The organism is Gemmatimonadota bacterium, from assembly GCA_026706345.1.
Lineage (GTDB): Bacteria > JAAXHH01 > JAAXHH01 > JAAXHH01 > JAAXHH01 > JAAXHH01.
Genome location: JAPOYX010000242.1, coordinates 1 through 12,644 on the forward strand (window position 1 = coordinate 1; position 12,644 = coordinate 12,644).

The window sequence follows — 12,644 nt, forward strand, 5'->3', positions numbered from 1 at the left end:
AAGTCGATAAAGCTTTCTGGCGAACTTCCTGCGTTGCCCGCGCTCGGTGAGACCACCCAGATAGGGAACCGAGTTTATGAGCGAATTCGCTATAGCGATCTGTTCCGCACCGGGCTCCGGCTCGCGGGCCAGGCCTACACGACAGAAGTCAAGCGCTTCCTGGTAGTTCCGGAACAGTAAAGCCCGGGGCACGCCGAGCAGTTGTGCCGTGTAACGCCAGATGGTCATGAAACTATCGCGTTGTTCGTCGTCCAGGCGAACGCCGAGCCATTCTCCGAACTTAAGGCACTGGGCGGAGAAATGGCCGTGGCGAGAACCACATGGGAAGCGTTGATTGGTACACCGTCGGCGGTTTCGTCCCATCCGTCCCATTCTCGGAGTTGCTTTCTTACCTGCGCGTGGATCAGCCGGATGCGAAGCGTCAGTTTCCGCCCATCCCCATCTCTGTCCAGTGCGTGAGGCATCAGTATTTCCATAAGGTGCCTGAGGTTCTGCTGCGTCCTTCGGATCCCGAAATCCGTCATGCGGCCTGTCGCGAAAAACGACTTGGCGATAACGGTGGAGAATCCTTGGACGCCGCTGCCGACGACGAAAGTGAGCGCCAGGACATCCGAGTTCGCGTGGAACCCCCGACACCCCGCATAGACCTGCTGGGAATCAAACCAGGCGGGTACCGGTTCAACAGCCTTGAAGAAGTCGATAAGCGGCTGGGGGGCCCGGCTCAGTGTCTGTTCCTCGTTGTCCATGCCGGCCCGGACGAAAGACTGACTCGTGTCCTCGTTCAGGTCCGCGAGCGATTCGACGGCGGCGTCAGCCAACGGGTCGCCCACGGCCAGGTGCTCCACATACTGCCGTGCCCATTCGGGATCGGAAGCTCGGGTACGTTGATATCCGTTTCGAAAGGAGGTTGGGATGGACATTGTTTGCGGTATGCACTCCACCTGGCGTCCGGTAGCCGGACCATCCTTTTGCCGTCCAGAATCCGGGTCGCCCGATGGACCTTGTTACGAGTTGTTTAGTGAGACAGAGACTCCTCTACAGCGTCTCCAGGCAGAGGGCGGATCGAACTACCGTTCGGCCATCCGTTGACAAATACTGCTGAACATCGCATAAAGGTTCAATATAAGAAAACTCGACGAGTACAAAAGATTTATCGACATCAAAATATGACTATAACATGCTTATGTACTGTTATTAAGTAATTATAGCGTCATCATTAGCCCCTTTGGGCAAATACAGCCCAATGAATGGAGGCTGATGACGTATCGGGAGTGTGAATGCAGTCGCGGCGACCGAGACTCCGGAGGCCGCTTGACTTCAAAAGAGAGTGCGGAAATGGAGGCTGACCGGAAAAGTTTACCGACGAGGACGAGTTGCAGACCTGTCACAACCTGTAGACATAGTAAGTAGACATAGTAATTGGTGGCCGTTAACAGAACCTATTTGAATCGTGAAACACTTATCGGATCGTGGATGAAAGGATCTCGACAGGAGGAAGAACCTCCTCCCGGCCTGAAGAAACCTACGCTGGCCTGTTGAATCTGCGTTCGATCTCCTCGAGCGGCATGCGAACCACGGTGGGACGGCCCCGGGGCGTCACATAGGGCGTTTCCGTGGCGAAAAGATCGTTTACGAGCCCGTTCATCTCCTGCAGGGACAGCGATTCACCCTTCCGGATTCCTGCATGGGAGGAAAAAGTAAGCGCGATGCGTTCTTCCGTCTTGAGATTCTTTTCGGGCATTTCCTGCAGGTTTTCAATCATACGGTGAAAGAGTGTATCTACACCCTGGTTGCTCGCCATGCAGGGAACGGCGTCAACGACCACGGTCTGTTCACCGAACAGTTTCACATTGAATCCCAGCCGGGTAAAGTGATCGAAGTGTTCCCGGACCAGTGCAATCTGCGGCGCCATGAGATCGAGGGTCACCGGAAACAGCAACTGCTGGGAGGGGGCGGACTCGTGGCCCATCGTCCTCAGCGCCCGTTCGAACAGTACGCGTTCGTGTGCGGCGTGCTGGTCGATGAGCATGAATCCGCCTCTAACCTGGGCCAGGATATAGGCGTTGTGCAGTTGCCACAGCGATATCATTTCCGCATCGTTGTGCTCCCTGACCGTTCCCTGTCCCGTCTCGTCACGCTCCCCGCGCTCCGCGTCCGCCGGCGCATAGGTCCACTCGCCCGAAGGATCCCCGTCGTTTCCGCGCGCGGGACCGAAAAGGTCGATCTGGGTCCTGCGCGCCTTGGCCGGTTCGTGGTCAGGCGCGCTCACGTTGCCGGGCGCCGCGGCCGGCGTCATTTCGGATACGTCCGGCGTATCCGTTTCGAAAACGGGCACCACGTCCGAGTTCTGAAGCGCCAGACGTATGGCCCGCAGGAGCCGCTCATACACCCTGGACTCGTCGGAGAACCGGACCTCTCGCTTTGCGGGATGCACATTGACGTCCACCTGGTCGAGATCGATGTTCAGGAAGACGATGGATACGGGATACCGGTCCCGGGGTAGAATCGAACCATACCCTTCGAACACGGCGCGGTTCAGGGCGCGGCTGGATACCGGCCTGAGGTTGATGAACAGGTACTGGTGAGTACGGGAAACCCTGGCGGCGTCCGGACGGCTGATGAACCCGTGTATCTTGACGAGGTCGTCGTAGAACGTGACCGGTATCATCTGGTTCATGAGCGTGTTGCCCATGACGGCCTGCGCGCGGGTATAGGTGTTGGATACGGCGGGCAGGGAAAGGGTATCCCGTCCGTCGACCGTCAACGTGAAGGCGATCCCGGGATAGGCCATCGCGGTGGAGGAAACCACGGAGACCACATGGCGCGTCTCCGTACCCGTTGTCCGTAGAAACTTCCGGCGGGCGGGCACGTTGTAGAACAACTGCGATACGGCGATCGTCGTACCCGTTGCCCGACCGGCGTCCGTTACCCGAGGCGCCGAACCCCCTTCGATGCGAATGCGGGTCCCGGCCGCTTCCCCTTTCGTATTCGTCGTCAGATCCACCCGGGACACGGAGGCAATGCTGGCCAGCGCCTCGCCCCGAAATCCGAAAGTGCCGATGCGGTAGAGGTCGTCTTCGCTGCCGATCTTGCTGGTCGCGTGACGCTCGAAGGCCAGCAGCGCGTCCTCCCGGGACATGCCACCGCCGTCGTCCATGACGCGTATGAGCTGCTTCCCGCCCGACTTGATCTCCACGGAAATCCGCTCGCCGCCGGCGTCGATCGCGTTTTCGACCAGTTCCTTCACGACCGAGGCGGGGCGCTCGATCACCTCGCCCGCGGCGATCATGTTCGCCAGCTTCTCGGGCAGCACCCTGATTTGATCAGCCATGCATCACCTGAATTACCACGCTTACTCCCCGTATGTGATACGGTATATCATCCCGGAGTAGTCATCAGAAACAAGCAGGGATCCGTCCGGCATGACCTCGACGTCGGCCGGGCGTCCGTAAATCTCCTCGTCCTCGAGCCAGCCCGCGGCGAAATCCTCGTAACCCGCGGACTCGTTGCCGTCCAGGCGCACCAGGGTGATCCGGTACCCGATCCGCTCGTCCCGGTTCCAGGATCCGTGCTCGGCGATGAACACCTGGTGTCGATATTCGGGCGGAAACATGTCGCCGGTGTAGAACCTCATGCCCACCGCGGCCACGTGGGGACCGAGATCCTGCACGGGCGGTACCATGGAATCCAAGGGGCGCCTGCCGCCGAATTCGGGATCCGGAATGTCCGTGCCATGGTGATACGGGAAGCCGAAATGCTGGCCGGCTTCGGTCACGCGGTTCAACTCGTCCGGCGGGATGTCGTTGCCCATGAGGTCCCGCCCGTTGTCGGTAAACCAGAGTTCGCCTGTCTCCGGGTGCCAGTCGAAGCCCACCGTATTGCGCACACCGCTCACGTAGACTTCCAGGTCCGTTCCGTCCGGGTTCATGCGCATGATGGTTGCGTAACGCGGATCAACGCGTTCACAGATGTTGCACGGAGCCCCCACGGGCACGTACAGCTTGCCGTCGGGACCGAACCGTATGAACTTCCAGCCGTGATGTCGGTCGGACGGGAACCCCCGGCTGACCACGACCGGTTCCGGGGGATCATCCAGCCTGTTTTCGATGTCGTCGTACCGAAGCACCTGGTTGATATCGGCGACGTAGAGCGCTCCGTCTCGAAAGGCGATGCCGCTCGGCATTTTCAGCCCACTATCTAGAGTGAGCACCTCGTCGGCGACAAAATCCCCGTCCCTGTCCCTGACGGCGTATACATTCCCGGCGCGCCGGGAACCCACGAAGAGGGTGCCGCCGGGGCCCATGGCCATGGCCCGCGCGTTGCGGACACTGCTGGCGTAAACGGCGATCCGGAAGCCTTCCGGCAAATGGATTCGGGACAGGAGAGGATTGGATTCCGGGGATCCGTCACCGGGCGCGGGAGTCGTTCCACACGCGACCATCAGGAAACCTAGCAGGAACAGACGTGGAGTCCAAATGCGGATTGGGGTCATTGAAACGGGTCGGTGGTGATTGTTGCGGTGGTGGAATCCGGCCGGAGACGCGCGGTGCGCGCCGGGGACCTGAAGTCCTTTCCGGTTATACCCATGGTAAGGATACCAGGGATACAAATCAAGGGCAAACTGAGGCTTGCTTTTGAGGTTGTCGACCGTTAACGTTTACCACGAGTTTGGCAGTAAACTTCCCATCGGGAACCGGCCATGTCGCGTATCGAACGCCTGCAAAACTACGGTATAGACGCGTATCCCGCCCGGGTCGGCAGGACGCATACGGTGCGCCAGGCGCGGGAATCCGGAGTCGTCGAAAACGCGACCGTTATTGCCGGCCGGCTTGTCCGGCTGAATCCGCGGGCCGGGAGCGGCGTACTCGAGGACTGGACCGGCACGGTCGACCTCGCCCTGGATGAACCGGCCTTGTCTGAAGTCCTTTCCCAGGTTTTTTCAGGCGACCTCGTGGAATGTGCGGGTACCTGGGAAAACGACGTATACACTGTTACCGACCTCAGGCTCCTGGCGCCCCGGCTGCGTGACGCGCCTGAACCGGAAGCGGCCGGCGCCGTGCGCATCCGCGCACGCATCATGTCCGGGACCCGTTCTTTTTTCGAATCCCGCGGCTTCATCGCCGTGGACACGCCGACCCTTATGACCGTGCCGGACCTGACGCCGGCGTTGCGTTCGTTTCAAACGCAATACGTGGACGGCGAAGGCGGAACACGGACCTTATACCTGCAGACCTCGCCCGAACACTACATGAAACGTCTGTTGGCGGCGGGCTGCGAACGGATTTACCAGATTTGCCGGTTCTATCGCAATGGCGAACGATTCGACACCCACCATCCCGAATTCACCGGACTGGAGTGGTACGAGGCCTTTGCCGATTACGGCGCGGTCATGGCCACCACCGAAGACTACGTGACGTCACTGGCCGAGACGCTCACCCAGGCCGGAGAACTGACCTACCAGGGGACCAGGGTCGACCTCCGGCCCCCCTGGCCGAGGTACAGGGTGAGGGATTTCTTCCTGGACCGGTCGGGGATCGACCTGGACGACTGCGATGACCGGGAGGCGTTCGCGTCCACGGCCAGGGCGAGGGGATACGAGGTACGTGAAGACGATGACTGGGACGACCTGTTCCATCGCATTTTCCTGACCGCCGTGGAACCCGCGCTGCCGGCCGGCCGGCCGGTCTTCCTGACCGAGTATCCCGCCCAACTGCCGTCGCTGGCGCGCCGGGTCCCGGACAACCCCCGGTACGTGGAACGCTTCGAACTGTACATGGGCGGGCTGGAACTGGCCAATGCCTTCACGGAGCTGAACGATCCGGTGGAGCAGCGCGCCAGGTTCGAGGCGGACCTGGCCGTCATGCGATCGCGGGCAGGGCGGGAACACTACGACGGCGGGGTGGACGAAGCGCTGCTGGCGGCCCTGGAATACGGGATGCCTCCGTCAGGCGGCATCGCCTTCGGCCTGGACCGGCTGGCCATGTTGTTCTCCGACGCGCCCACCATCGATCCCATGATCATGTTCAGGGATTTCTGACCGATTTCGAAGTAGCTGAAACACATTTATCGTTCTGAGGAGGAAGCCATGCGGGCACTGATGTATCTGGGAACGCGACAGATGGAAATGCAGGAGGTTGAAGAACCCGGGGCCACGCCCGGACACGTCGTGCTGAAGGTCGGTGCGGCGAGCATTTGCGGTTCGGACCTGCACGGCTTTCTGGGCAAGAGCGCCAAGCGGGTCCCGCCCTTGATCATGGGCCACGAATTCACCGGCGAGGTGGTGGAACGGGGCTCCGGCGCGGACGGGCTGTCCATCGGCGACCGTGTCACCACCAACCCGATCCTGTCCTGCGGCCGGTGCGACCAGTGCCTAAGGGGTCGCACCAGTATCTGCCCCCACCGAACGGTCATCGGCATCGAGCATCCAGGGGCCTTCGCCAATTACGTTTCCGTCCCGGCGGAGTCCTGCTTCAGGCTGCCGGACCACGTGGGGGATCTCGAAGGCAGCATGGTCGAATCCCTCTCGAACGCGCTGCATATCTTCGACCGGAGCCTGCACGGTTTCATCCGAAGCGTGGCCGTCATCGGCGCGGGTACCCAGGGACTCCTCGCCCTGCAGGTGGCCCGCCACATCGGGGCGACCCGCATCGCGGTAACGGACATGGTGCCCTCGCGCCTGGCCCTGGCCTCCACAATGGGCGCGACCCACGCCATCGACGTGAGGGCGGACGACCCGGTGGAAGCGGTGCTGGGCATGACGGATGGGCAGGGGGTGGACCTGGCGGTCGAGGCGGTGGGCCACACGGCGACGCAGGAACAGGCCGTGCGGATGCTGCGGCAGGGCGGCGAGGCCGTACTGCTGGGCCTCGGCGCCGAAGCGCCCATGGCCGTAGACGGCGTGGCCATGGTCAACAGGGAACTGGTCGTTCGCGGATCGTATGCCTACACGAGCCTGGACTTCGCCTATTCCCTCGAACTGATCTCATCGGGCAGGATCGACGTCGCCTCCATGGTCGTCGAACGGGAACTGGAGCAGGGACCCGGCATTTTCGCGAAACTGGTGGACGACCCGGGCGACCTGATCAAGGTGGCGCTGGTGCCGGATTCCTGAGGCGGTCCTGTATCCCGCTACCCTTAATCGCGTCAGCGACCCGGTCCATGAAGCCGCAGCGCTTCCCGAAACACCTCCTGGGAGACCCAGCGCGTGTTATAGGCGCCCCGGTAAGTTCGCAGGTCGGCATCGTCCGGATAACGGGACGCCAGACCGTAAGGATAATCGGGCATCCCGTGAAAGGGCAGCGGTTCGATCGTGGCGGCGGTCGCCGTGTTCAGGTCGCCCTCCTTGAGCCATCCGTCGGTATGCAGGACAAAGTCTCGCGTCCAGCCAGGCGGTGGTTCGGGAAGGTCCGCGGCATCGAAGGTCACCTTGATTTCCTCTCCCGAACTGTAGATGACATAACGGTTGTCGGATGCCCTCAGCAGGGGCGTCACGTCGCCGTACCGCGTTCTGTATCCCTCGAAAGGCAGCCACTGAGGTTCGCCGCTCAACGATTGGTAATCCCTGATAAATGGTCCATAGGGCGCGGTCCGGTACTCCCGGGAGTAGCCGCGGTAGTGTAGATCCGCGATTTCGGGCGACATCCGCGTGATGCGCGTTTCGGCCTGCAAGGGTTCGTCGACGGTGAAAAAGGCCTCGCTCCAGTACAGTTGCAGGTTCGTGGTAAGCCTGACGCGGTAGTCGTCGGCAGCGAATCGGTCCGTCAAATCGATGAATACGGTCTTGTGTTCCCCAGACGGAAAGCCGGTGTACGGTATCACGGTCCGCCACATTCCTTCCTCGTCCGGCGTTTCCAGGTACGGCGCGACCACGGCGGCGTTTTCGCGCTGGGACAGGGCCAGGTTGGAACTGGGCTCGACGGGCATGATCCAGCCACACAGGTACAGGTGGATCCGTTCCGCGTCCTTCAGATCGCCCAGGTCCAGCGTAATGGAATGGAGTTCGGGGACGCCCTGGAAGTCACCGAGCCTGTAATCACCGACGTAAAGGCTGTCCCGGGCGGTGAGATGGGGCAGGATGTTTCTTCCATGGTGGTCATGAGCCGCCACGGGCAGGCGCGGTTCGGTCACCGTATGGATCTCGAGATCCGGGTACGGTGGCGGCAGGTACTTCTCATCCACGTAGATGTCCGTCTCATCCGGGTGGTCGACGACCAGCAGTTCCATTTTGTCCATGTACACCGCGTCCCATAGTTCTTCCACGACCCGGACCTCGAACTTTCCGTCCCGCAGCCGCAACTGGTCCCCGCGAATCTTCACATAATCGTTCGCCGCGTCCGGAAAGGCCGGCGTGCCGGTTTCCGTCAGGGCGCCGATGGCGCTGCGCGTCATCAGGTGGGTAACGAATACGTAACGGTCGCCGTTCCAGGTGTACAGCGACGGACACGAACCCTTGAGCCGCTGGGGTTCGACGATGAGCGTGCGGGACTCCGGATCGATCCGGTTCTGGGGCACACCGTTGCTCCAGACGACCCGGATGACGTCGGCCTGTTCCCGGGTGCCGAGACCGACGTGGGTGACGGGAGCGTCGACCAGCAGGGACTGGTAATGTGCCCCGGCGTTTACCTCGATCGTGGATCCTATGCCGTAGAAGTTGTTCTTCCCGCTTCCTTCCAGGGCCGCGGCAAGCTGCACCTTGAGCCAACCGTTTGCGTTGCCGCCGTCATTACGGAGTATCATGGGGCGGCCCGCGGAGAGTAGTACGATATCCAGGTCACCGTCATCGTCCAGGTCACCGGGTTCCACGTCTTCGATGGTCGGAGGCAGGCCGGGCAGCAGGGACGCCTGTTCCTCGAAGCGGCCATTCCCCAGGTTTCTGATCAGCCGGAGCCCTGCCCCCTCCGGCGCCGCGGCGCCGGCCAGGATCAGGTCGATGAATCCGTCATTGTCGAAGTCGACGGTCCGGACGGCGACGGCATCGAGGCCGTCACACGCATTGCCGAACGCCGATGGCGTGCCCTTTCCGTCGAAACGGCTGCCTGCTTCGTTCCACAACATCCGGCATCCGCCGCCCCCGGTTCCCGCGAGAAAAAGGTCCAGCGCGCCGTCGTTATTGAAATCGGCCGCGGCAACCGTCTTCGCTCCGTCCCAGCGGATACCGCCGAAGCGGCCGGTCCAGTCCACCCACCTGCCCTGACGCACGTTTCGGTAGATCCGGTGCGCCCCGTCCCCGAACAGCGCGACCACGTCCACAGCCCCGTCCAGATCGAAGTCGCCCCACACAATCGGCTGGGCAGCTGGGGTGCCGGAAGCGCCATTCCCGCCTGCGCCGGAAACGCCATCTCCAGACGCAACGGAGACTTCGCCTCCCGTTTCTTCGAAACCTACTGCAGCCGTGGCATCTTCGAACAGGCCGCCCTCCGTATGGCGAGAGAATCGAAGCGCCCGCCCGTTGGACGCCAGGATGTCCAGGTCGCCGTCGTGGTCGAAATCCGCCCGCGAAGCGTACACAGGCGAATTCGACCCGGTAGAATCGAAGGTCTGGACCAGGACGTAGGTCCCGTCTCCCGCGTTGTGATACACCCGGGACAGTCCGACTTCGGCCACGTGCAGATCCGCGTCCCCGTCGTTGTCGAAATCCCCCGTTGTCAGCCGGTAGTTCGAACCCGCGTCTTCACCGGTCCACGGGTTCGAGCCGGCCTCCCAGCCACGCTCGCGGTTGTGAATGACGGCCAGCCCATCCGGGCCTGCCAGCACCATGTCTAGTCGGCCGTCCCCGTCCAGGTCCGGCAGCGCCAGGTCCGTCCATCCGTCCTCGGCAGGAAGTAAAGCGCTTATCGATTCGTCGCCCGCATCTACGAAATTCATGTCGACCAGGGTGTCCGCGGTCACGACGGCGAGGTCAGGCGGCGCCGTCCGGAAATCGTAGAGCGGGGGCGACTGTTGCGATGGATCCCCCAGGCGGTCCCGCGACGCCCGGTAGGCCGGGTCCACCACGAGCAGGTTGCCCAGGATGCCCGCGCTGGAACCGGCCTCGGCCGTGTCACGGCGGTTCAGCGCGTCCATGGTTCGGTCCAGCCAGATCCGAATGTCAGCCGGAACGGGGACGAGCAACCGGCTCATTCGTTCGTACCCGGCCGAGGCTTCCTGTAACCGGCCCATTCGAACCAGGGTTTCGTTCAACTCGACGAGCACGGCCAGGTTGTCCGGTTCGTATTCAAGCATGGCCTGCAGTTCGCCAAGCGTGTCTTCGTCCCGGTGAGCCGGTCCCCGCAGCCTTCTCATTTCCGTGAGGTACTTGTACCGGAGCGCCACGTCGCGCCTGTTCTGGTCGACGGCGCGGGCGAGAATGGACAAAGCGCGTTCGCGGTCGCCCAGGGCCGCCACGATGTCGGACTGGATGGAAAGGACGGCGCCGTCCCCCGGGGCGAGATCCACTGCCCGGTCGATGGTCGCACCGGCCGTCCGGTAATCCCGAAGCTTCAGAAGTGCCAGGGCCCGGTTCGCGTGGCCGAGCGGTTCTCCGGGCGCCAACCCGGCGACCGCCTCGAAGGAACCCGCCGCGCCTTCCAGATCGTTCCGATACAGGTAGGCCAGCCCCGTGTTCTTCTCCGACAGGGCTTCCACCCACACGTCGCGGGAGGGAGGCGTATCACCGCATCCCGCGAGCAGGCATATGGCCAGAGATATCGCAATTGTGCCCGTAGGCATTCGCATCCGCGCCGCCTCGATTCGGGGAGGGTTAATACCTGTTGATGGCCGTGAGTTCGCTGCTTCCGTCCGGGGCCACGCGTTTCACGGCGATGGCGATCCGGTTTTCCCTGTCGAGAGCGTTCCAGTACGTCCGCATGACTTCCTCCGCACCGCCTGCCAGGGGCATGGCCAGGGGATCGCCCGAAAATCCCGGCAACGGATTCCCGTCCCCCGCATACGTCGTCAGGCACAGTCCGAGACCGGGCGGCGGTGGCGACGGGCGGTAGGTCGCCCGGTCGGTCCGGGCGGGATCGACCGGATTCGCCTTGAGTATGTTAAGGGTAACGGTGGGCGGCCCTGACAGGTCCAGCATGCCGCTGATGCGCGGCGTGTAGTTCGGGGCGTCGGGCTCACGCTCCCGGGTGGCCAGGGCGTCGTCGAAGGTTCCGCCGTTTCTCAACGCGTCGTAAATGGTCTGCGACTGGTCGCCGTTGGCGATGATGTATATACCCGACAGTTCGAGCATGGCGGGATAGATGATCAGTTCAGGCGCGTCCAGCCTGGAGCGGTCGACCGGTTCGGTCCGCAATACGGGACCTTCGATCGTGAGCCGGCGGTTCCGGCTGTGCCCGCTGCGGCCCATGATCCAGTAGAGCATCAGCCAGGTACCGTCATCGGCCGACCGTCCGATGATCAGGCCCCGTCCGGGATAGCTGTTAGCGGCGATATGTCGCGCGAAATTCCGTTCCGGGGCCTGCATGCGGTTCCTTTGGGTTTCCTGACGACGGTCTCTTCATTCGAAGAGATTCAACTGATCCAGGTTGTCGGCGTGGGTCTTTTCGAAGGCGCCCCGGTCTTCCGAGGCGTCCCGCTCCAGTAGAAAAAGGGCGTCCCGCACGTTTCCGGTCACCTCCGCTTCCGATCCTTCGGGGACGGGCTTCAGCAACAGGAGTTCCTCACGCTCTATATCGGGGTCGGACAACAGCGCATCGCTGTGCGTGCTGATCAGCACCTGTCTGCCTGTGTTCCGCTGCATGCGCTGGATCAGGGCGGCAAGGCGGTTGACGATGCCCGTGTGCAGACAGAGTTCGGGTTCTTCCAGCATCAGGAGCGAATCGCCTTCGAGAAGCGCCCACAACATGCCGATCAGACGCAACGTGCCGTCCGAGAACTGGTCCTCCCGCTGAATGCCGGCCCGGGGCCGCCAGTGGGCATACAGGGCCTGGAGATGGGGACGGCCCGTTTCCTGGTCACGTATGAATTCTAGCTGCTCCAGCTGCGGCACGGCCACCTTCAGCACCTGCTCTATCCGGGACAGCCGGGCCCTGCGCGTCCGCTCATGTTCCCGGGCTATCTTCTCCAGGAAATCCTGTCCATATGGATCGCCCTCGAGGGTCCGGCCGCGAATCAGGTCCGTATGGCGCAGAAGCGGCGGCACCAGATGATGGTAGGTGATGGCCTGAAAGAACCGGGCGATATCCCGGAACGCCCGGTTGGCGGCGATCTGCTCCAGGTAGGTCTGCGTCAGCCGCACGATGTCTTCCTGGTCGTCCTCGTTCGGCCTGTCGAGCAGGGCGACCCCGTCCCTGCTCACGCGTTCGTAGGTAATCAGCGTATGCCGGTTCCCCCGGGCCTGCTGCTTGAGCCCCAGTTCGTAGCGCCAGGTCTCGCGTCCGTTAACCGGGTCGGAGAATCGGACTTCGATGGCGATATCCGGATCCCTCCGCGCGGCGAGATTCCGGATCTTCGTCATGCCGCCCCGGTCCGCGCCGGCCCTCTGCAGCCCGCCGCCCTCGATCTTAGCGATATCCGGCAGAAACCGGAAGACGTCCATCAGGTTGGATTTGCCAGACGCGTTGGGGCCGACGATGAACTGCCTTTTCTGCAGGTCGACGTCAATCTGCGGGAAATTGCGCCAGTTTCTGACTTTCAGGTGACTCACATACATGGGTCGC

Annotated in this window: 9 protein-coding genes; 3 read left to right on the forward strand and 6 right to left on the reverse strand. The window is 62.5% G+C overall.

Going from position 1 to position 12,644, the window contains the following annotated elements; all coding sequences use genetic code 11:
• On the forward strand, positions 1–180 hold a 180-nt coding region (locus tag OXG98_17505; protein MCY3773807.1), incomplete at its 5' end, for a hypothetical protein.
• A gap of 44 nt (positions 181–224) precedes the next feature.
• Here the strand turns inward: OXG98_17505 and OXG98_17510 are convergent.
• The 3 genes from OXG98_17510 to OXG98_17520 form a co-directional block, all read right to left on the reverse strand.
• A complete protein-coding gene (locus OXG98_17510; GenBank protein MCY3773808.1) occupies positions 225–845 on the reverse strand; it encodes a hypothetical protein in 621 nt (206 codons plus the stop codon).
• Positions 846–1,522: 677 nt separating this feature from the next.
• The gene (mutL, locus tag OXG98_17515) at positions 1,523–3,331 is read right to left on the reverse strand and encodes a DNA mismatch repair endonuclease MutL (GenBank protein MCY3773809.1); all 1,809 of its coding nucleotides are present in this window, start codon (positions 3,329–3,331) and stop codon (positions 1,523–1,525) included.
• 21 nt (positions 3,332–3,352) lie between these two features.
• Positions 3,353–4,441, reverse strand: a complete 1,089-nt coding sequence (locus OXG98_17520) for a sorbosone dehydrogenase family protein (protein MCY3773810.1) — start codon at positions 4,439–4,441, stop codon at positions 3,353–3,355.
• A 258-nt stretch (positions 4,442–4,699) separates the two neighbouring features.
• Here OXG98_17520 and epmA point away from each other — a divergent pair, with 258 nt between their 5' ends.
• Positions 4,700–6,037 (forward strand): EF-P lysine aminoacylase EpmA, encoded by a 1,338-nt coding sequence (gene epmA, locus OXG98_17525; protein ID MCY3773811.1) that lies wholly within the window; start codon positions 4,700–4,702, stop codon positions 6,035–6,037.
• A 48-nt stretch (positions 6,038–6,085) separates the two neighbouring features.
• Positions 6,086–7,111, forward strand: coding sequence for a galactitol-1-phosphate 5-dehydrogenase (locus OXG98_17530; protein ID MCY3773812.1), 1,026 nt, complete (start codon positions 6,086–6,088; stop codon positions 7,109–7,111).
• Positions 7,112–7,143: 32 nt separating this feature from the next.
• On the opposite strand, the gene OXG98_17535 is transcribed toward OXG98_17530, so the two are convergent.
• Genes OXG98_17535 through OXG98_17545 form a run of 3 tightly spaced genes read right to left on the reverse strand, consistent with a single transcriptional unit; the run spans position 7,144 to position 12,637 of the window.
• The gene (locus OXG98_17535) at positions 7,144–10,707 is read right to left on the reverse strand and encodes an FG-GAP-like repeat-containing protein (protein ID MCY3773813.1); all 3,564 of its coding nucleotides are present in this window, start codon (positions 10,705–10,707) and stop codon (positions 7,144–7,146) included.
• Between the two features lie 31 nt (positions 10,708–10,738).
• The gene (locus tag OXG98_17540) at positions 10,739–11,449 is read right to left on the reverse strand and encodes an inosine monophosphate cyclohydrolase (GenBank protein ID MCY3773814.1); all 711 of its coding nucleotides are present in this window, start codon (positions 11,447–11,449) and stop codon (positions 10,739–10,741) included.
• 33 nt (positions 11,450–11,482) lie between these two features.
• Positions 11,483–12,637: an AAA family ATPase gene (locus OXG98_17545; GenBank protein MCY3773815.1), complete on the reverse strand. Its 1,155-nt coding sequence runs from the start codon at positions 12,635–12,637 to the stop codon at positions 11,483–11,485.
• Positions 12,638–12,644 lie beyond the last annotated feature (7 nt).

Coding starts and splice junctions, on each gene's coding strand:
- mutL (MCY3773809.1), bottom strand. CDS start 3,331: ATGGCTGATCAAATCAGGGTGCTGCCCGAGAAGCTGGCGAACATGATC.
- OXG98_17520 (MCY3773810.1), bottom strand. CDS start 4,441: ATGGTCGCGTGTGGAACGACTCCCGCGCCCGGTGACGGATCCCCGGAA.
- epmA (MCY3773811.1), top strand. CDS start 4,700: ATGTCGCGTATCGAACGCCTGCAAAACTACGGTATAGACGCGTATCCC.
- OXG98_17530 (MCY3773812.1), top strand. CDS start 6,086: ATGCGGGCACTGATGTATCTGGGAACGCGACAGATGGAAATGCAGGAG.
- OXG98_17535 (MCY3773813.1), bottom strand. CDS start 10,707: ATGCCTACGGGCACAATTGCGATATCTCTGGCCATATGCCTGCTCGCG.
- OXG98_17540 (MCY3773814.1), bottom strand. CDS start 11,449: ATGCAGGCCCCGGAACGGAATTTCGCGCGACATATCGCCGCTAACAGC.
- OXG98_17545 (MCY3773815.1), bottom strand. CDS start 12,637: ATGTATGTGAGTCACCTGAAAGTCAGAAACTGGCGCAATTTCCCGCAG.